Raw genomic sequence first — 19,888 nt, 5'->3', positions numbered from 1 at the left:
AACTAAGTATTCAATCAATTAGATGAAAGATGGAATTAATGGAGCATCTACCATAACCATTTGACGGTTACCATCTTCATCAAAGAAGAATAATAAACCAGCAAAACGACTATCTGGATCATAGATCAAGTCAGCTAAACGGTAAACTTCCCAAGCAGCATCAGAAGCAGTAACTTCAACAGTTCTAGACTCACCTGGAGCTATAGGGCTGTTATCAGAAACAGTTAAACCTTCTTCAGCTAAAAGATCATCAGGGTAACCTGACTCATCTTCAAGAACGTCAGCGTCTAAGAAACGAACTGATGCAGTGTTGAACTCACCTAAACGAATAGCTGAATCGCCATTGTTAGTAATAGTCAACGTCATTTGCATAGCACGACCTGGAACACGGTATGTAGCATCTTCTACTTTAACTGCAACCGAAGTTTCAGGCATTTCAATAGGCTTGATACCACGCATTAAACCAGCTTGCAGTGGAGTAGTAATAGGATACTTTTCGTTAGTTGATCCCATACCATACATTAGAAGAGCCAATGTACCAACAGCAAAACCAATTGCAACTTTCTTATCAGTAGCACTAATTAAAGTATCAGCTTTACCAGAAGTAACTGCGATATGACGAGGAATAAACATTGGACGTTTGATCCAAAAGATCAACCATGCAAGACCAATTGAATACCAAAGCGCATGCCAGAAATATACGTTATCTAGAGCATAATCTTCTAAGTCAATTGTTTGACCAGTCAATGTAGTCAATGGATTAACAAACTCACTCATAGAACCAGTAATAGTTACCCATTTACCTGGTCCAATGATTGGTCCACCACCTTCAACGTTCATCATAGTATGTACGTGCCAGTCACCTGGACGACGTGCTTTTAATAGTACTTTGAACTCATAAGTATCGCCAAGTTCTAAAGAAACAGAACGTGGAACTAACTGACCACCAATCCAAGAACCTGCACGAATAAATACAGGACCAGGAATACCGATGTTCAAGAAAGATACTTCAGGCTTATCAACAGTTTCAGGCCATCCAGCAAAAACGTGGAATTTACCAGAAATTGTCATAGTGTCATTAACAGCAACTTCATCTTTTGACCAGTCAAGATCAAACCAGTGAATAGTACGCATACGCATAAACGCTGCTTGAGACTTTTCACCGTGTGCAGATGCAGTAGGCGTGTAGAACATCGCTGATGTTAGCGCCATTAGCAATGCGACAAACGATAGTTTAGCTACCTTGTCTTTAATTGTTTTCATATATCTCCTCCAAACTAGAGAAATTAATTTTCGTTATATTGGTAAACAATCGCTCTGTTACCAATATTATAATTATTATTATTATTAAATGCCTTCGCCAGATATGAAGTCAGTTTTGTTAAACCAACGACCGAAGTAATGCCATAGGAAGTAAATAATAATAGAAACGAAAGCTGAGAAAAACGCTGATACTGGAGCAACATCTTTACCAAATGTTCTTAAAGTACCTTTCTCAACCATTCTGATGTACTCAGGAGTACCAGTACGTACATAATGGTAACCTTGTAAATCAGCTAGTGTAAACATCATACCGTTATATTCAACAGGTACGTGTAAAGGAGCAATAATTGGCCAGTTACCTGGATAGAATACTAAACCCCAAGCCATACCACCAATAACAGCTGTAAGTACAAAGCTGCTAGAAAGCATTAGTACAACATCAAGAAGGATAGCACCAGGAATTAAGTTAGAAGGGAAACAGAAGTTTACTGGGAAATAAGTCCAACCCCAGAAGTTCAAATATCTGTTAATCCACTCACCTAACATAAGAGCAAGAATACAAACTATCGCACCAAAAGGTAGACGATAACGATACCACAACATAGCTTGCACAGCAGCAGGGAAAGTGATTGATACGATTGGCGCTACAGTTACCCATAGACGTCTATCTTTCCAATCTGACCAGAAATCCCAGTCACCACCAGTTAACATATAGTGAATGTGATATCCACCCAGTACTGCAGTGAATAGTGTAAAAAGAATCATCCAGTCCAACGTACGTGAAACTTGTACAGCTTCAGCGCGTGAACGTACAGCTGATTGAGATGCACTCATTAGCTTACCTCCAAAAATTTATTTTTATTATCATTATCTCTCTTCCATCTCGCCACCCGTAGATGGCGAGACAAGGAGATAACAAGTTTACTACTTTTTATTTTTAAACCAGCTTTAAATTAAGCTAGGTCTTTCTTAAGTAGTTTAGTTAATGCAGCAACTTCGATATTTACAACACCCATAATCGCTAAAGCAGCCCATCCGAAGAATACGAAGCCGTAGTGTAGAGGCGCAACAAATAACTCTTCCATAAACCAGAAAGTGTGACCCCATTCGTTCAAACCTACATTAGGTAGAATCATGAAAGGACCAATTACTGATACCATATACATTAGAGATAAACCTTCTTGGTAAGCAGGTAATCTTGTTTTTGCATATAAGAAAGCAGATACACCAGTAATGATGTAAATTGGGTATGACAAGTAGAACTCGATGATGTGACTTGGCGTAAAGTCAGTATCACGAACAATAGTTTGATGCCATGTACCATCTTGCTCTGTGAAGTATGAAGCTCCCCAGTAGATAGCCCAACCGTACATTACCAACCATGTCCAGTGAGTAAAGTGTCTTCTTAGCTCTTCACGAGGAGTGATAGACATTACTTTACGATCACGTGTTTTCCAGATATATCCCCATAGCGTAGAAGCGATTACCACTTCAAGCACTAATTCGATATATAACATATTCATCCAATATGTTTCGAACTCAGGTGCAAATGAATCTAAACCAGCAGACCATCCGTACACACCTTCATACCAACGAATAAATGAATAAAATACCAAATAAAGCATTAAACCTGCCCACAGGTTAACTTTGTTTAGCAGTGGAGCTTCTGAAGCATCAGCTTTCACTGAATCAGTAGTAGCAGCCATTATTACCTCCTAAAAGTAAATATATAACCTTTCAACAAATGTCGAAAGCATTGATTACATCCTGTAACATCACAATTAATGATGACACCATTCCATTTAGGTGTATTCAATTCTATCAACTTTAAACATCATGTCAAGATATTCTACACTGAGATTAGCATCGAGCCGATACAATTACGCCATCCTTCTGATAATTAAATTATTTTCTTAAAATATTATTTTCTAGCCTATAATTTTTCTGCTCTTTTACTGCCCCACTATGACCACACTTAAAGTTTTTCAATTACTGGAAATACTCATGCACTTTAATCTCACTCAGAGTGAAATATTAATTCGCTACGAACCTTATATGAAGCTTTCAACTCGTAAAACACAAAGGCTATAGCCTTTTTATCTTTCCATTACAAGACCGACCTGCACTTATCCTTAGCTGACACTCCACTCACAAACCTTAGATACAGGTAGAGCTACTTCAAATATATAATCTCTTTTGCCACGTACCTGCCGACCACCCTTGGTGTTCTATTTTTATACAATGAAATATACTCTCTATTCTTTTCTGCTAAAATAAGCGAACTGTTAACTTTTTAAACCCACCTAGCCATGAAAAAATTTCTTACCCCTACCCTGTTTCTCGCCGTACTTATTGGGTTAATAATGTTTCAAAAAGAAGCCGTTATGCCTTTTACTAAAAAAGTAGCTTCTTCCGATCTTTTTTTAGTTGATTCTGATGATAAAGGGAGTAGATATGCGAATGCAACCTCTATGACGAATTATGCTTTTATTCAATGCAATAAAGAAATCAGAAACGAAATTGACAGCGAAATTAACATTACATTTCCATCTCAACCATTACAATCATGGTCACTTGGAAACTATAAGTACATAATTAATGCTGAAATTGAAATGACACCACCATCAGGTGCTGGTTTTTTTAAAAAATACGCCTGTCAAATACAGTACGAGGAAGAGTCTGACCTAGAAGGCGTCATGGATCCTGACAATTGGTCAGTAACTGGAATTTCTGGACTTTAAATCATATCCTTGTATACAGTCTGTAACTTATAAAGCTTTTGAGTAAGGAAACGCCTTTAAATAAACCTTACCTTTCTTCTTTTATAATTTATAAACAGAGTTGTCCTAGTCATAAAAATTAAAAACAGCATTGATACTTAAAGTATCAATGCTGCTAGCACAAACAGATGGTCTTTAGTCTTTACTATGGTCCTTATAAACCCTTAATTGCCCATTTGCATCAAAAGCAATTACTTTGAAAGGAGACTTTTGACCTCCCATCTCCATTCCAGGCGTTCCTACTATCATTCCAGGCACTGCTAGCCCCTTGATATTATCTTTATTTTTTAGCATTGTTTTTATATCTCCAGCAGGAACATGCCCCTCGACAATATAGCCATTAATAATAGCGGTGTGGCATGATGCTAAGGACGAAGTAACGCCATATTGATCTTTTATTCCCTGCACATTAGCCACAATATTATCAGTCACATTAAAGCCATCTGCTTTTAAATGCGCCAACCACTTACCACAACAAGCACAAGTTGGACTTCTATAAACGACAATATCCGTATTGCCCTTACTCAAGCTCCCAGCCTTTTCATCTTGCGCATAACTTGCACTGATACCCGAGACTAATAATAGAGCAATAAAAATCAGTTGCTTCAGCATATTCTTTTACCTGTGATATTTAACGCTCAAATCATGCACTGCATCTACCATTACTTTTACATGCTCCGGATTAATATCCGGTAAGATGCCATGCCCTAAATTAAATACATGCCCTGACCCTGCACCATATTTTTCCAATATTGCACCTACTTTTGCCTTAATAACATCAGGGTTAGCATAAAGTGTAATCGGATCCATATTTCCCTGTAATGCAACTCGATTGCCTACCCGAGCACGCGCTAACTTTATATCTGTCTGCCAGTCCAAACCTAGAGCATCGTATTCAGTATCCGCCATTGCTTCTAGCCACTGACCTCCACCTTTTGTAAATAAGACTGCTGGCACTCTCTGTCCATTAATATTAGTCTTTAGTAAAGACTGTACTTGTTGAGCATAACGCAAAGAATATTCCATATATTCTTCCGTACCTAAAGATCCGCCCCAGGTATCAAATAACATTACGGTTTGAGCACCTGCAGCAATTTGTGCATTCAAATAAGAAGCAACAGACTGAGCCAACTTATCCAGCATTTTATGCATCAAATGCGGCTGCTCAAACATCAACCCTTTTACTTTAGAAAAAGTCTTACTGCTACTGCCTTCAACCATATATGTGGCCAGCGTCCACGGGCTACCGGAAAAACCTATCAAAGGTACACGACCGTTTAAATTTTTTCTAATTAAACGCACTGCGTCCATCACATACTTCAACTCCATTTCTGGGTCTGGAATTGGCAACTTATCAATATCCGCGGCTGTGCGCACTGGTCGCTCAAATTTCGGCCCTTCTCCTTCGGCAAAATACAAACCCAGTCCCATCGCATCAGGAATAGTTAAAATATCCGAAAATAATATAGCCGCATCAAAATTAAATCGCTCCAAAGGCTGCAAAGTTACTTCACATGCCAACTCTGGATTAGTACAGAGATTCATAAAACTGCCTGCTTGTGCGCGTAATTCCCGGTACTCTGGTAAATAGCGCCCCGCTTGGCGCATCATCCATACAGGCGTTTTATCTACAGGCTCCTTTAATAAAGCTCGAATAAATCTATCATTTTGTAATTCATTCATTTCCTAACTCCTTATATTGTTATATCTCTTCTGTATTTTACAAATCTTTTTGAATTGCTGAAAAAGCTCTAGGCCATGATTCTTGCAAAGCTTTAGGTAATTTTTGCATTTCCTTTTTTGCTTCACCAATAGAGGAAAAAACACCATAAAATAATACATAGGTTTTTGACTGCTTAACTTGCTTTTCTAGGTAAAAGGTTTTAATTCCCAAACGCAGATATTTTTTTTGCTCTGCAAGTAATTTATCTTTTGCCGACAAAACCATTAACTGCAAGGTATATTGCCATTTTTTTTGCGCTAAAACCCATTGCCTGTCATCTTGTATATTCAATATTGGCATAATAGAATCTTTAGCTTTCTTTTTCTTAATTACTTCGCCCTTAACTTGCTTAACTAAAGGGGCACTCACTATCAATTCATCAACTTTCTCTAGCCCCTCAATAATAGCCTCTTGGCCTTCCTTATCTATTCGTGATTCGACGACCACCCCAACTAACGAAGGCGCACTAATAACTACTGGCGCTTCAATTATTTTTTGCTCAAAAGGTAATTTTTGCTCTTTTAATTCAGGCGAAACTTTAACTTCTAATTTTTGTCGCACCACCATTTCAGACGGTAATTTAATTAATTTAACCGCCGGCTGATCAGGTGCAGGCACCAGCTTAGAATTCTCTTGCTTAGGTTCCTGCCATAAAAATACACTGACAAGAGCTGAGCAAATAAATACAATAACAATGGCAATAGTCAATACCGAGCCATTAGCAAAGCCCTTTTTATTTGCCGTTCTTATAATGGTACTTATTTCTCCAGGGTTTCCTTTTGTTTTTTGGTACACTTCACTAACAAAAGCACTATCAATATCCTTAATTGTGTAGGCGCTTATCTCCTCTTCCACCAAAGAACGAATAAAAGCCCCACATTGTCGAATATTTAAGACTGGCAACTCAACAAAATGACAGTTGGCTTGTATTTTCTCCCGCTGGCTCTTTTCCTTATACGCTTCCGATGTTAATGCAAACACCAGCCGTAACGCTTGATATTTACTAGCATAGTCAATTAACACGCCCATTAACCCAGGGACCAACTGATCTGCATCGTCGATTACTAATACTAGTTGCAATTCTTTCTGAGCATAAGCGTCTAATGCATCAGCCAACGAACAATAATCTAATTGGCGAGCATTTTTTATAAAATCAATTATTTGCGCTTGAATCGCTTCAAAACTCACTTGCTGCTCAATATTTAATAAAAATATATCAACAGAACTTACTTTTCTTAGTTCAAGCGCAGACAGTAATGTTGTTTTACCAACGCCTAACGCACCTTGCAATATCAAAGGCTGTTGCAAATTAATAATTAAATGCATTAACAAGTCTAACTTTTGCGCACGATCAATACTTAGCAAATCAACCATCTGCTTATGATTTACATATTGCTGCCCATCAATTTGCATAGACTCTAAATACTTAGAAAAGTCAATTGCTACGCCCATATTCATTTAAAGTTTTAAGCAGCTGGCTTTTGTCAACGCCAATAGGCAAACTTGCCTCACCTATAGACTTTAATAAAATAAGTCGAATTTCACCATCAACATTTTTCTTATCAACGGCCATTAATCTAATACACTCTTCAGCTGATAAGTTAACTGGGGGCTCAATAGGTAGTAACGCTTTCTTGAAAAGACCAAGAATACGTTTGACATCAACATCGCTTAGCCAACCCATACGTCGTGATAAGTCTGCAGCTTGACAAGTTCCAATGGCAACAGCCTCACCATGCAAATAGGTTCCATAGCCAGCACCTGTTTCAATAGCATGCCCAAAAGTATGGCCTAAATTTAAAATAGCACGAACACCAGACTCTCTTTCATCAGCTGCAACAATTTCTGCTTTACTCAGGCAAGATCGCTCAATAATATAAGTTAATGCTTGCTTATCTCGTGCCAATATTTTCTCAATATTAGCCTCTATCCAAGCAAAAAATTCCGCATCACGGATTAAGCCATATTTAATGACTTCAGCAATACCAGCCGATAACTGACGGTCATCTAGCGTATCTAATACCTTAATATCAATAATTACACACTGCGGTTGATAGAACGCGCCTATCATATTTTTACCTAAGGCATGATTTACACCTGTTTTTCCACCAACTGATGAATCTACTTGCGCTAATAAAGTCGTTGGGATCTGAATAAAAGGAATACCCCGCTGATAACACGCTGCGGCAAAGCCAGCGACATCGCCAATCACACCACCACCCAAAGCAATCAAAGTGGCATTACGGCTAAATTGTTTAGTCAACAAAGCATCGAAAATAATATCTAAACTTGCTAAAGTTTTATACTGTTCGCCATCAGGTAAAATAACGGTTTCAACTTGGTATTGTTGCAAATTTACTATAATATTCTGTAAATACAAGGGGGCAATAGTCTCATTAGTTACTACGACTACTTGCTTAGACTTAATATGCTGAGCTAATAATTCTGGGTTATTTAAATTACCTTCACCCATATAAATAGGATAACTTCTATCACCTAAGTTAACTTGTATGGTATTCATTATTAATTATATTTTTCTGAGTATTCTTTAAGAATTTCCTTAACGGCAAGCTTGCTTTGCATTTGCCCACTATCAATAACAAAATCAGCGCAAGACAAATACAAATCCTCTCTTTCATTAAGTAGGGTTTGTATTTTTTCTTTTGGATTATCGACATTCAATAAAGGCCGCTGTGAATTACGTGACGTACGATCTACTATTCTATCAACAGAGCACTGTAAATAGACAACAAAGCCATTTTCCTTTAAATATTCTCGATTTTCTTGATCTAAAATAACCCCACCACCAGTAGCCAAGACTATATCTTCAAGTTGCACAAGCTCCTTAATCATCTTACTCTCTCGAACCCTAAAGCCATGTTCACCTTCAAATTCGAATATTGTCGCAATATCAACTCCAGTTAAGTCCTCAATAGCTTTATCACTATCATAAAATGCCAGGCCTAACGATTTTGCCAATAAACGGCCAATCGTCGTTTTGCCTGCGCCCATTAAGCCAATTAAATATATACTTTTTTTATTCATTAACATTTTATTATTCATAAAAAAAGGGGCATTATAGCCCCTTTTTTCCTTATAATTGAAGTTTACTAACGCATTCTCATCGAATCTTTAACTATTTTTGGCGTAATAAAGATTAATAATTCTTTTTTCGAAGTAGAATCAACCGTCTTTCTAAACATCCAGCCAACCAGAGGCAAATCAGAAAACCATGGCACTGTGCTTATTAAGTTTCGTGACTCCCCCTCAAATACTCCACCTAGTACAACTGTTTCACCATTTTCGATACGCACACTCGTCTCTACTGAGCGCGTATCAATAGAAAGCTGCCCATCATTTTGAAAACTCCCAGGGGCATCTTTATTAATTTTTAACTGCATAATAACACTACCACTCGGTGTGATCTGTGGTGTTACTTCCAAAATAATTTGAGCATCTTTAAACTGAACACTAGTACCATTTTGACTAACTGTTTTATAAGGAATTTGAGTCCCTTGTTTTATTATCGCTTTACATCGATCAGAGGTCAGTACTTTTGGATTAGAAACAAATTCAGCTTTATTCTTATCTTGCAATGCCGTGACTTCCAAGTTAAGTATATAGTTTGCACCATCTGATAAGGTCATTCCTAATGCACCATAAGGGTTTGATGCAGCTAAATTTGTTAAAACTGGCCCAACTATATCTCCAACTCCACCATCATTGCCTCCTGTTGTTCCCCCCACTCCAATATCTCCCCCCGTATAAGCCGCACCAAATTTAACCCCCAGTTCCTGCGCAAAACCTTCTTGAGCAATCACAATCCGCGCTTCAATTAGTACCTGTCTGACTTGCCTGTCTAATTTTAGGATCATTTTGCTAATTTCTTCTATATTTTTAGCCGTATCTTTAATAATTAAAGTGTTTGTTCGTGAATCAACAATAGCAGTTCCTCTATCCGATAAAAGTGAATAATTCCCGCCGCCATTTGAATTACTATTTCCGCCGCCGCCGCTGCTGCTGTTATTATTACCTCTGCTATTGGCTCCTAAACTATTGCTTCCACTACCACCATTTAATCCAGACCTAGATCCAGAGCCACCAGCCGTCACAGTACAGCCATTAGCGCTTCTAGAAGAGTTGCCTAATATAATATTTCTAAAATTATTCGCTTTGGCATAATTAATTTGAATATATTCTGTTTTCAAAGGTTCTAATCGCTTAGCAACCTTTTGTGATTCAATCTCCTCCTCTTCTAACTTGCGAATCTCCGCAGTCGGCGCAACTAAAATAACATTTCCTGCTTGCCGCTTAGATAAGCCTTTAGATTTCATAACAAAATCTAAAGCTTGATCCCAAGGTACATCATTTAAACGTAAAGTCAGATTTCCGCCAACAGAATCGGAAGCTAAAATATTAAGATCAGTAAAATCCGCTAAAATTTGTAAGACTGAACGAATTTCGATATCTTGGAAATTTAAAGATAATCGCTCGCCGGTATAAGGAAATTTATTTTTACGTTTTTCTTCTTGCTCAGCTGTCGTTATAGGCCTAACTTCAAGAATTAACACACCATCCTCCTGAAATGAAGAATAAGCATAATCAGCTTTCGCTGGTGTAATAATAACCTTAACTCTAGAGCCAAGCTTTTTAGCTTCGATCATTGAAACGGGTGTTGCAAAATCAAGTACATCCATCTTTTTAGCATACATTGCGGGTAAACTCGTATTTAAAAAGCTTAATACGATTTTTCCAGATTTTTCTTGAGTGTTAACAACTGTATTTGGATTAGACAAATAAATTAATAAACGCCCTTCACCTTTTGCCCCGCGCCGAAAATCAATTTTATTAATGGACTGCTCTGGAATTAAGCTAGCAAACTGGGTTAATGTTTTTTCTGTTAATTTTTTATGGCTGTCTCGCGCCATTCTCCCAGAACTATTCAAAGTCACAATAACACGGTTATCTTTTAGCTTGACATCATAAGCAACAAGCTTTAATAAGTTGATCACAACTCTTAGTCTATCCCCAGACTCGACAGCAAAAAAACTATTGATTCCCCCCGCATTAATCACATTTCTTTTCTGTTTTAGGCCACTTTTCACTCCCTCAAAATCCAAAACAATTCTTGCTGGATTATCCGTATGGAATACTTTTGGCTTAGCCACCTTACCCGTCATTTCAAAAGACAACTGTAAATTATCACCAGACAAAGCATTAAAATCTACGGCACTAAGTACAACACCTTCAGCAGAAACCAAGGAAACTTGTCCTAATAAAGTACTTAGCAACAATACACGTAATAACGACCACTGCTTTAAAAAGCTCATACACAACCACCTTGCTTAATATTCATATTAATCCCCAGCTCACTCAGATAGCGCTATTGTTGCCTGATTTTCACGCCATGCTCCAGGTTGATCCGGAACAATCTCCATTATTTCAATTTTATCCTGAAAAATACGTAATATACGCCCGTAATTTCTGCCCAAATAATTGCCATCTCTAACGCGATGAATTGTACCATCATTGGCTTTTATCAATCCCCACAAAACACCGTTCATTTTCACTGTTCCAACCATCCTCAATGTATCTAAAGAAAATTCCTCAAGCTCTTCTTTATGCCGATTAAAGTCGGGCTGTATGCCGTTTCTAGCTACACTCTTCTCAGTAGTATGCTCAATAGCTTTTTCAATTGGTCTAAAAGGATCCCTCAATCCATCAGGATTAAATAAAAAATTACTAACCGGTGGGACAGGCTCAATAGGCTTAATATTTATTGGCTTAGTATTACTTCTTTTTTCTTTCAAGCGCTCATTAAGCTCTGGATATGGAATAACCACAGTGCTTTGTTTTTTACACCCAGGTACGGTTAATCCTTCACGATCAAGACAAACTAAGCCACTGTTATCCATTACATTTGATTCTTTATCTAATTTTTCACCACCATCTCGGTAGGTGGTAATCACAGCATTCATAGCTAAAAGTGAATCATTTTTAGTGGGAGAAATTTGCAAATTTTTAATGGTTACAATTCTAGGCAAGGTCGCCAGACCACTAATAAAAAGCCCTAACTCACTATATTCACCTATCACTTTGATATCAATAGGTAATTCAATGACATCCCCCTTCTTCACTTCACCTACTGGCTTAAATAGTTCAAACTCTAAACCGCTGGATAAACCTGTTTGTGAAATATCTATCAACAAACTTGCAACTTCTGCTTTAGTCGGCATAAGCTTCATCATCTCAGTTAGAGATGATTCTATTTGCTTAAACTGCTTTTGGTGTAGCTCTAAATTTAAAGCCATTCTCCATGTGTACTGGTAGCTATTCAACGCATCAGCCACGCCTTTCTCTTCAGCTTCTAATTGCGTTAATTTATCACTCGTAAACTGATAAAATCCACCCGCTAAGATTAGTACAAAAACTAGGATGCCTGCAGCAATTTTAATAGGCTTTGGCCATGCTCCTGCTTCATTTATATCCCAATTAATTTCCGAAAGATTCATTACATATCCTCATCTTCAGTTTTACTTGTCCACTGCTTAGCATACAAAGTAAAATTACTTAATTGGCTATCTTTATTAGTACCTTTAATAATATTAAGCGTTGGGTCAACCAACCAATGAGATGCTTCAACATTCCTCATAAATGCTGATACTCGTGCATTTGATTGTGTCTTACCTTCCAATATTACTTGACTATCCGTTTGCTTTAGTTGCGTAAGAAACACACCTTCAGGTGTCACCTTAGCAATCTCATCAACAAAATGAACAATTTCAGGCCGACTTTTCTGTAAAGCTTGTATAGCTTCACGTTTATTTTGTAAGATTAGATTTTTAGCTTGAATATCTTTAATTTTAGCAGTGATTAACTTGAGCTCTGCTGTTTTCGCAATAACAATACGCTTTTTATCTTGTTGTTCAGCAATACGCCCATCTAGATACATTTGTATAGCAAATAAAATAACAACCGCTAGCATGGCAGATGCAGCTACACCTACAATAAACTGCTCTTGCCTCTGCTTGCGTAACTCATCACGCCAAGGCAATAAATTAATTCGAGTCATGCGTCAAAACCCCTTAATGCTAAACCACAAGCAATCATCATTGCTGAAGCATCATTACTTAAACTTTGTGGTTTGATTTTATTGGACAGCGCCATATTTATAAAAGGGTTAGCGACAAAAGCAGGTAATCCCAGCTCTTGTTCAACCAACTTATCAATTCCAGCAATTGAAGAGCAACCACCCGCCAGAACGACACTGTCTATACTGCGATTGGCACTAGACGAAATAAAAAACTGTAATGACCGAGCAACCTGTTGTACTAAAGCTCGCTTAAAAGGCCCCAAAACATCGCTATTATAATTATCCGGCAAGCCTCCATGACGCTTGGCTAAACCAGCCTCTTCATAAGAAAGCCCATATCGCCGCTGAATTTCTTCTGTCAACTGCTTACCCCCAAAACCTTGCTCTCGAGTATAAATAGCTCTCCCCTTATGTAAAATATTTAGAGTCGTCATTGTGGCTCCAATATCAGCAATAGCAACCGTTTGCTCATGCTCGCTATTAGGCAATTGGTCACTTAATAAAGCAAATGCATTTTCCATGGCAAACGCCTCTACATCGATGATACTTGCCGTCAACCCTGCTTGGGTCAAGACATCAACCCGTTCATCAACATTTTCGCGGCGGGAAGCGGCCAACAAAACATCCACTAATTCAGGGTTTGCTTCATTTACTTTCTGTACTTCAAAATCTAAACGAACCTCATCTAAGGAGTAGGGGATATACTGATCAGCTTCAACCATAATCTGCTCTTCCATTTCATCTTCCGATAAATGCGCGGACATAGTAATCATTTTAGTCATAACCGAAGAGCCAGAAATTGCAACACACGCGTGACGCGTGCGTGTTCCTGAGTGCTTTATTGCAGCTTTGATAGTCTCAGCAATCATCTCAGCATTAGAGATGTTATTATCAATTACCGCGTCAGGAGCTAAAGGAGCCACGGCATAGCTCTCAACTTTATACCTCCCGCCAGTTTTGCTTAGTTCCAGTAATTTAATAGCAGCAGAACTTATATCGATCCCAAGAAGATGATCATGCTTACGATTTAACCATTTCATGTAGAAACTCTTTTATTTTAGACAATGATATTTCGGAATTGACTAGTTAACTTACCAACAACATTCCAAGCTAATAGGAAGTATAGCCACCTTTTTATATTTTGAAACTATCTTTACAAAAAACTTAATAATTCAATACAAGTAATAAATATAACATATTGAAAATATACTTAATTTTATTTTTTCTTACCTCAAAACTTATAAGCGCACTACGCACTTTATATTTCCTAGCCTTAGGCTTTAAGCCACCCAAACTACCCATGCCCCTCGCAGCACCTGACTATTGACAAAATCAGCAACTTATAAATCCCTCGCCCATGAGCACACGAAATATAATAAGTTATAGTGCGACTTATATTTCTAAGTAAAGTTATCACAATACAAACCTAACAGACTTAGTATAATGTCTCATATTTGAAAATTATTGTGAAAAAATCAATGCGTTTAATAAAAATAATTAAATGGACAGGCGCAATATTAATCTCCTGCGTCGCCATAGGCATATTAATTAGCTATTTAGTTTACCAACGCCTCATTACCGATCTCCCTGAAATTAACGTATTACGCAACGTTCAATACACGCAACCACTAAGTATTTACAGCCAAGACGGTTTACTAATAGAACAATTTGGCGAAAAAATACGCACACCAACCAAAATAACCAAAATACCTACAGCCCTTGTTAATGCCTTTATAGCGGCCGAAGATGGTAGTTTTTACTCGCACTCTGGAGTCGATTTTAAAGGCCTATCTCGGGCTATCGTACAACTCATTCTTACCGGCAAAAAGAAACAAGGCGGCAGCACAATTACCATGCAAGTTGCGCGCAATTTTTTACTCAACAACAAAAAAACCTATACACGCAAATTAAAAGAAATCATCCTTGCCTTTCAAATTGAACAAGAATTCAGCAAAGATGAAATTCTTGAACTGTATCTCAATAAAATTTACCTAGGCCAACGCGCTTACGGAGTTGCTGCTGCAGGTGAAATCTACTACAACCAGCCTCTTACTGAATTAACATTAGCGGAGCTCAGCATGATTGCCGGCTTACCAAAAGCCCCATCAAGCTACAACCCCATATCTAATCCTAGTCGTGCCTTATTACGCCGTAACTACGTATTAAAACGCATGCTAGATTTAGAATATATTAACCAACAAGACTACGACACAGCTATCCAAGCCCCTATTACAGCTAGCACCTACACCACTCAAAGAGAACTTTATGCGCCTTATATTGCAGAAATGGTGCGTAATGAAATTATCCACCGCTATGGCGAGAAGGTAGCTTATAGTGCCGGTTTAAAGGTTTATACAACCATTAAATCTGACTTACAAAACACCGCAGTCAGCGCCTTACGTAACAATTTGCATAATTATGCTGAGCGACATAGCTATCAAGTCAATAAGGCACAAAAGCAGACACTCAAAGCGAGTGATAAAATTGGCGACACCGTTCCTGCTACCGTGTTAGAAATTAACAAAAAACAACTCACAGTACAAACTCAAGAAAAGGAAGTAATCACACTGTATTGGAAGGATAGCCCATGGAGCACTAAATATGACCCGCATAACGAAAAAACACAGTCAATAAGTTCCTTTTTAGATATTATTCAACTAAATGACACTATTCGCCTGAGAAAAGTCAAAGGAAAATGGCGCTTAGCACAAGTCCCACAAGCAGAAAGTGCATTTATTGCACTAGACCCGAACAGCGGTGCTATTTTGGCACTTTCTGGTGGTTATGCTTACTTTAACAATAAATATAACCGCGCCACCCAAGCAAAACGTCAGCCTGGCTCAGGATTTAAGCCTATTATTTACACTACAGCACTTGAGCATGGCTATACTGCCGCCAGCATGATTAATGACGCACCTATCCTTGATACCAACAACTCTACACAAGAAAGCGAATGGCGCCCCGAAAACTACAGTCATAAATTTTATGGCCCAACAAGCATTCGCACTGCTTTACGAAAATCGCGCAACTTAATATCTGTGCGTTTACTCAGGTCGATTGGCATTCCTGCCGTCACAAAAACCGCATTACGCTTCGGCTTTAACAAAGAACAACTACCACAAAAGCTATCCCTTGCCCTAGGCAGTGGCTACGCATCTCCACTGCAGATGGCGCGTATGTATGCGGTTTTTGCTAATGGTGGATTTTTAATTACCCCTTTTTTCATTGAACGCATAGAATCCAGTACGGGAGAAATTCTATTCCAAGCCGAACCTTTAACAGCCTGCACAAACTGCGTAGCAAAGAATGCACCACAAATTATTACACCGCAAATAAACTTCATAATGAATACACTCTTACGCGATGTTGTACAGCGCGGCACAGCCACCAAAGCTAAATCCCTACAACGAACTGATTTAGCAGGAAAAACAGGCACAACTAACGATCAAAAAGATGCTTGGTTTAATGGATTTACACCCCATATAGTAGGTATCGCATGGGTAGGCCGAGATAACTCCCAAAGTCTAGGTCGCTTTGAAACCGGTGGCAAAGCAGCCTTGCCTTTATGGGTTGATTTTATGCGTTATGCGCTCAAGGACAAAGCCGAAGAAAAACTTGTTATGCCCGAGGGTATTAGCAAAGTCCTTATTGATACTGAAGAAGGCCTACTAGCAAGAGAAGAATCACCGACCAGCACCTGGGAGTATTTTCGTACTAAATTTGTGCCAACGCAGTATGTACCTTTTACTCCTGAAATAACCAACAATACTACTGGCGAAGAACAAGCAACACCTGAAGCCCTATTTTAAAAGACCTATTGAATTTATTTACTGCCTTGATTTAAAATCGCACGAGCTTTCCTTACAACTAGCTATTTAATAAATGGCCGTACATTACAATAAACTTCATTAAACCGCACTAGGATTAACCAAAGACTATGTCAGATGTCAGTACTAGCGATAGCCTTATCGCCATTCAACAACTAAAAAGCACAATCAGCAAGCAGATTATCGGCCAAGACGTATTGGTCGAACGTATGTTAATTGCTTTACTGGCTGACGGGCACATATTAGTAGAAGGCGCGCCAGGATTAGCAAAAACTCGTGCGATTAATGCCTTAAGCAAAGGGATACAAGCCGATTTTCATCGCGTGCAATTTACCCCAGACCTGCTACCGGCGGATTTAACCGGCACCGAAATCTATCGCCCCGAGCAAGGCAGCTTTGAATTTCAAAAAGGCCCACTCTTCCATAATCTAGTTTTAGCCGATGAAATCAACCGCTCCCCCGCAAAAGTTCAAGCAGCATTACTAGAAGCAATGGCTGAACGCCAAATCACTGTCGGTGGAGAAACTTATAAATTACCTCAATTATTTCTGGTTATGGCCACCCAAAACCCAATTGAGCAAGAAGGCACCTATCCTCTACCCGAAGCTCAATTAGACCGCTTTTTATTACATGTCAAAATTGACTACCCAGCACCGGAACATGAAAAACATATTTTGCACTTAGCACGCAACGAAGCAATACAGAATGGAAAACCTGAACAAAAACCTACCCTAGGTATCAGTCAAGAAAGTCTATTTAACGCACGCCAAGAAGTACTTAATATTTTTATGGCGGATAATTTGGAAGATTATTTATTGCAAATCATCCTCGCCTCACGCAACCCTGCGGCGTATGGTGAAGATTTAGCCAGCTGGATACAGTACGGTGCCAGCCCCCGTGCAAGTATTGCGCTAGATCGATGTGCGCGTGCTAAAGCATGGCTGAATGGCAAAGAGTATGTCGGGCCAGAAGACATACAAGAGCTCGCTTTTGATGTCTTACGTCACCGCATTATTTTATCTTATGAGGCTGAAGCAGAAGGCATTACTAGCGATTATTTTATTGCACAACTTATTGCCCGCATCGCTGTGCCATGAGTGAAACCAATGAACTCACCAGTGTCAATTTAAAGATGCTGATTAACCTCGTCAAACCAGCCGCGACATTGCAGTTATTCCGCTCACGTATTCGCGCCCTACAGAGCGGCGGACATGTGTCACGTATTAAAGGGCGAGGCATGGAATTTGATGAAGTAAGACCTTACCAGCCTGGTGATGATATACGCAGCATAGACTGGCGCGTGACTGCGCGTACAGGAAAAGCGCATACCAAACTCTTCCGTGAAGAGCGCGAACGCCCCGTATTTATCTCAGTGGATTACCGAGCCTCTATGCAGTTTGCAACACGCGGGGTATTTAAGTCTGTACAAGCTGCCAAGCTTGCCAGCTTAATTGCTTGGGTCGCACAACATCACAGTGACCGAATTGGTGGACAAATTTTTACCGACTTTTTCTGTAAGGAGCTAAAACCACAACATGGAAAACAAGCCGTTTTACATTTTCTTAACACCCTAACTCAACCGCAGCCCAAGCAAAAAACTCTAAATTTTGAACAAATTATGCGTCGCTTAAGCCAGCATGTAAAACCAGGGAGCTTAGTTTATATTATTAGCGACTTTCGTGGCCTGAATAAAGCCACGGAACAATACCTAGCTAAATTAGCACGCCACTGTGAAGTCATAATGATTTTGATTTATGACCCGCTAGAAAGCCACCTACCCACTAAAGGCCGCTATCGGTTTACGGATAATGATAAAGATATTGTCGTTGATACCAGTGATAAACAACGTGTTTTGAGCTATCATGAAAAATTTCAACAACATTGCATAACGCTACAACAACTCGCCAACAAATTAAATATCCGTTACTTACGTTGCGCAAGTAATGATGACCCAATACAAATACTAAGGTAATGGTTCAAAAATACATCAGACATCGCCCCCCTATGCTTGCATGACCTTATTACGACCGCCTGTTTTAGCAGCATACAAAGCTTTATCTGCTCGCGCCACAAAACTCTCAACATCATCCGTTGTTTGCAATGCAGTGACTCCGATCGACACTGTCACTTTACCAATAGATTGCCCATTATCTTTTTGCTTTAACTCACTTTTTGCCAGTGTAGCCCTAATAGTTTCAGCTACCTCTAATGCACTATTAACCTCAGTATTAGGCATAATTACAACCATTTCCTCACCACCATAACGTGCGATCAAATGATCTTGAGCCACATATTTTTTCAAAATCCCAGCCATAAACCGAATTACTTTATCGCCAACAATATGACCATAGGTATCATTTACACGTTTAAAATGATCCAAATCAAGCATTAACAAGCAATGATTAGAATCTAGGGCATGATCTACTAAATCCGTAATTTCACTATCAAAAGCACGGCGATTTAATAGTCCTGTTAAACCATCTCTTGTCGCCATTTCCTTAGCTTTAACTAATTCATTACGTAATTCCTGCATTTCTTCATTTGCTTCATTCAACTTTACTTTTAAATTTTGACTTATTGCAGAAAATTGTTTTGTTTCTTCAAGAATACCCGATAACACTGAACCCGCATCACTTAAATTATCCAACTCCTCTAGCTGAAGAACACTGCCCTCAAGATTACCACTGACACTTAATACTTGGGCATTAGACTGTTCCACCGTACTTGCAGTTTCATCAATTACTGTTTGCAGTTGTAATTGCATTTTCTCAAATGCCTCTTCCGACTCATTACAAATATATTTTTTATACAAGGCCAAACCAGATTGCTCATCAAACAACTCATTATTAGTTAGAGCCTTATTAATAGCCTTATTTAAAAGCCCGTTATAGCCTGCTGCATACACATACCAAACGGCGTAATTAATCGGATGCGGTGGAACATTATTTTTTATCATTAAAGGAATACTTTTCCTTAAGACTTCCGCGCTGTATTCAGGGCTTGCATTATAGTGAGGTAAAAAAGTCATCGTTGTTGTTTTCAACCTTAAATTTTTATTCATAAAAATTTAACTTAGGAATGAGCACAAATTAATTTAGGCAAGTTCAATTTAAGAATTATAATGATGCAACTCATAAACTTTATTTAAAATCGACCCAAGATAAAACCTTACTCAAAAGAAATTGAAGCGCAGATGCGAGAA

17 protein-coding genes are annotated in these 19,888 nt (G+C 38.6%); 4 read left to right on the top strand and 13 right to left on the bottom strand.

Going from position 1 to position 19,888, the window contains the following annotated elements; all coding sequences use genetic code 11:
• Positions 1 to 18 precede the first annotated feature (18 nt).
• The 3 genes from amoB to amoC form a co-directional block, all read right to left on the bottom strand.
• Entirely contained in the window at positions 19 to 1,263 is a 1,245-nt protein-coding gene (gene amoB / locus BQ7314_RS03255) for a bacterial ammonia monooxygenase, subunit AmoB (RefSeq protein WP_174482277.1), read from the bottom strand.
• A gap of 84 nt (positions 1,264 to 1,347) precedes the next feature.
• On the bottom strand, positions 1,348 to 2,097 hold the full coding sequence (gene amoA, locus BQ7314_RS03250) for a bacterial ammonia monooxygenase, subunit AmoA (RefSeq protein WP_174482276.1): 750 nt from the start codon (positions 2,095 to 2,097) through the stop codon (positions 1,348 to 1,350).
• A 119-nt stretch (positions 2,098 to 2,216) separates the two neighbouring features.
• Entirely contained in the window at positions 2,217 to 2,969 is a 753-nt protein-coding gene (amoC, locus tag BQ7314_RS03245) for a bacterial ammonia monooxygenase, subunit AmoC (protein WP_174482275.1), read from the bottom strand.
• Positions 2,970 to 3,572: 603 nt separating this feature from the next.
• Between amoC and BQ7314_RS03240 the strand changes: the two genes are divergently transcribed.
• Complete coding sequence (locus tag BQ7314_RS03240; protein WP_217423821.1) at positions 3,573 to 4,004, top strand: hypothetical protein; 432 nt, start codon at positions 3,573 to 3,575, stop codon at positions 4,002 to 4,004.
• Between the two features lie 174 nt (positions 4,005 to 4,178).
• Here the strand turns inward: BQ7314_RS03240 and BQ7314_RS03235 are convergent, their stop codons facing one another.
• From BQ7314_RS03235 to BQ7314_RS03190, 9 genes are read right to left on the bottom strand one after another with little or no spacing between them, the layout of a single operon-like run.
• Positions 4,179 to 4,655, bottom strand: a complete 477-nt coding sequence (locus tag BQ7314_RS03235) for a DUF411 domain-containing protein (protein WP_174482273.1) — start codon at positions 4,653 to 4,655, stop codon at positions 4,179 to 4,181.
• 6 nt (positions 4,656 to 4,661) lie between these two features.
• Positions 4,662 to 5,726 carry a uroporphyrinogen decarboxylase gene (hemE, locus tag BQ7314_RS03230; RefSeq protein WP_174482272.1) on the bottom strand — a complete coding sequence of 355 codons (1,065 nt, stop codon included), beginning with the start codon at positions 5,724 to 5,726 and terminating at the stop codon, positions 4,662 to 4,664.
• Positions 5,727 to 5,763: 37 nt separating this feature from the next.
• Positions 5,764 to 7,218 carry an AAA family ATPase gene (locus BQ7314_RS03225; protein ID WP_174482271.1) on the bottom strand — a complete coding sequence of 485 codons (1,455 nt, stop codon included), beginning with the start codon at positions 7,216 to 7,218 and terminating at the stop codon, positions 5,764 to 5,766.
• Positions 7,202 to 8,287: a 3-dehydroquinate synthase gene (gene aroB, locus BQ7314_RS03220; RefSeq protein ID WP_174482270.1), complete on the bottom strand. Its 1,086-nt coding sequence runs from the start codon at positions 8,285 to 8,287 to the stop codon at positions 7,202 to 7,204. Before aroB ends, BQ7314_RS03225 begins: the two co-directional genes overlap by 17 nt.
• Before the next feature lie 2 nt (positions 8,288 to 8,289).
• The gene (locus BQ7314_RS03215) at positions 8,290 to 8,829 is read right to left on the bottom strand and encodes a shikimate kinase (RefSeq protein ID WP_245394900.1); all 540 of its coding nucleotides are present in this window, start codon (positions 8,827 to 8,829) and stop codon (positions 8,290 to 8,292) included.
• Between the two features lie 47 nt (positions 8,830 to 8,876).
• Entirely contained in the window at positions 8,877 to 11,096 is a 2,220-nt protein-coding gene (locus tag BQ7314_RS03210) for a type IV pilus secretin PilQ (protein ID WP_174482269.1), read from the bottom strand.
• Between the two features lie 39 nt (positions 11,097 to 11,135).
• Complete coding sequence (locus BQ7314_RS15740; RefSeq protein WP_245394899.1) at positions 11,136 to 12,278, bottom strand: pilus assembly protein PilP; 1,143 nt, start codon at positions 12,276 to 12,278, stop codon at positions 11,136 to 11,138.
• Positions 12,278 to 12,838 (bottom strand): PilN domain-containing protein, encoded by a 561-nt coding sequence (locus BQ7314_RS03195; protein WP_174482268.1) that lies wholly within the window; start codon positions 12,836 to 12,838, stop codon positions 12,278 to 12,280. The genes BQ7314_RS15740 and BQ7314_RS03195 overlap by 1 nt, the downstream gene beginning before the upstream one ends.
• The gene (locus BQ7314_RS03190) at positions 12,835 to 13,899 is read right to left on the bottom strand and encodes a pilus assembly protein PilM (protein WP_174482267.1); all 1,065 of its coding nucleotides are present in this window, start codon (positions 13,897 to 13,899) and stop codon (positions 12,835 to 12,837) included. The genes BQ7314_RS03195 and BQ7314_RS03190 overlap by 4 nt, the downstream gene beginning before the upstream one ends.
• Before the next feature lie 426 nt (positions 13,900 to 14,325).
• Here BQ7314_RS03190 and BQ7314_RS03185 point away from each other — a divergent pair, with 426 nt between their 5' ends.
• The 3 genes from BQ7314_RS03185 to BQ7314_RS03175 all read left to right on the top strand — a co-directional run bounded on the left by BQ7314_RS03185 (position 14,326) and on the right by BQ7314_RS03175 (position 18,658).
• Positions 14,326 to 16,668: a penicillin-binding protein 1A gene (locus tag BQ7314_RS03185; protein WP_245394898.1), complete on the top strand. Its 2,343-nt coding sequence runs from the start codon at positions 14,326 to 14,328 to the stop codon at positions 16,666 to 16,668.
• Positions 16,669 to 16,796: 128 nt separating this feature from the next.
• Complete coding sequence (locus tag BQ7314_RS03180) at positions 16,797 to 17,783, top strand: AAA family ATPase (protein ID WP_174482266.1); 987 nt, start codon at positions 16,797 to 16,799, stop codon at positions 17,781 to 17,783.
• Positions 17,780 to 18,658, top strand: a complete 879-nt coding sequence (locus BQ7314_RS03175; protein ID WP_174482265.1) for a DUF58 domain-containing protein — start codon at positions 17,780 to 17,782, stop codon at positions 18,656 to 18,658. The genes BQ7314_RS03180 and BQ7314_RS03175 overlap by 4 nt, the downstream gene beginning before the upstream one ends.
• Before the next feature lie 30 nt (positions 18,659 to 18,688).
• Here the strand turns inward: BQ7314_RS03175 and BQ7314_RS03170 are convergent, their stop codons facing one another.
• Positions 18,689 to 19,747 (bottom strand): GGDEF domain-containing protein, encoded by a 1,059-nt coding sequence (locus tag BQ7314_RS03170; protein ID WP_174482264.1) that lies wholly within the window; start codon positions 19,745 to 19,747, stop codon positions 18,689 to 18,691.
• Positions 19,748 to 19,888 lie beyond the last annotated feature (141 nt).

This window comes from methanotrophic endosymbiont of Bathymodiolus puteoserpentis (Logatchev) (assembly GCF_900128525.1).
In the GTDB taxonomy this organism is placed as follows: domain Bacteria; phylum Pseudomonadota; class Gammaproteobacteria; order Methylococcales; family Methylomonadaceae; genus Methyloprofundus.
Note: the sequence above shows the minus strand (reverse complement) of the source record. Positions and strands in the feature narration are given on the sequence as shown.

Excerpts from the sequence above, each read along its gene's own strand:
- BQ7314_RS15740 (WP_245394899.1), bottom strand. The coding sequence starts at position 12,278 with ATGAATCTTTCGGAAATTAATTGGGATATAAATGAAGCAGGAGCATGG.
- amoA (WP_174482276.1), bottom strand. The coding sequence starts at position 2,097 with ATGAGTGCATCTCAATCAGCTGTACGTTCACGCGCTGAAGCTGTACAA.
- amoB (WP_174482277.1), bottom strand. The coding sequence starts at position 1,263 with ATGAAAACAATTAAAGACAAGGTAGCTAAACTATCGTTTGTCGCATTG.
- BQ7314_RS03180 (WP_174482266.1), top strand. The coding sequence starts at position 16,797 with ATGTCAGATGTCAGTACTAGCGATAGCCTTATCGCCATTCAACAACTA.
- hemE (WP_174482272.1), bottom strand. The coding sequence starts at position 5,726 with ATGAATGAATTACAAAATGATAGATTTATTCGAGCTTTATTAAAGGAG.
- BQ7314_RS03235 (WP_174482273.1), bottom strand. The coding sequence starts at position 4,655 with ATGCTGAAGCAACTGATTTTTATTGCTCTATTATTAGTCTCGGGTATC.
- BQ7314_RS03190 (WP_174482267.1), bottom strand. The coding sequence starts at position 13,899 with ATGAAATGGTTAAATCGTAAGCATGATCATCTTCTTGGGATCGATATA.
- aroB (WP_174482270.1), bottom strand. The coding sequence starts at position 8,287 with ATGAATACCATACAAGTTAACTTAGGTGATAGAAGTTATCCTATTTAT.
- BQ7314_RS03225 (WP_174482271.1), bottom strand. The coding sequence starts at position 7,218 with ATGGGCGTAGCAATTGACTTTTCTAAGTATTTAGAGTCTATGCAAATT.
- BQ7314_RS03170 (WP_174482264.1), bottom strand. The coding sequence starts at position 19,747 with ATGAATAAAAATTTAAGGTTGAAAACAACAACGATGACTTTTTTACCT.
- amoC (WP_174482275.1), bottom strand. The coding sequence starts at position 2,969 with ATGGCTGCTACTACTGATTCAGTGAAAGCTGATGCTTCAGAAGCTCCA.
- BQ7314_RS03175 (WP_174482265.1), top strand. The coding sequence starts at position 17,780 with ATGAGTGAAACCAATGAACTCACCAGTGTCAATTTAAAGATGCTGATT.
- BQ7314_RS03195 (WP_174482268.1), bottom strand. The coding sequence starts at position 12,838 with ATGACTCGAATTAATTTATTGCCTTGGCGTGATGAGTTACGCAAGCAG.
- BQ7314_RS03210 (WP_174482269.1), bottom strand. The coding sequence starts at position 11,096 with ATGAGCTTTTTAAAGCAGTGGTCGTTATTACGTGTATTGTTGCTAAGT.
- BQ7314_RS03240 (WP_217423821.1), top strand. The coding sequence starts at position 3,573 with ATGAAAAAATTTCTTACCCCTACCCTGTTTCTCGCCGTACTTATTGGG.
- BQ7314_RS03215 (WP_245394900.1), bottom strand. The coding sequence starts at position 8,829 with ATGAATAATAAAATGTTAATGAATAAAAAAAGTATATATTTAATTGGC.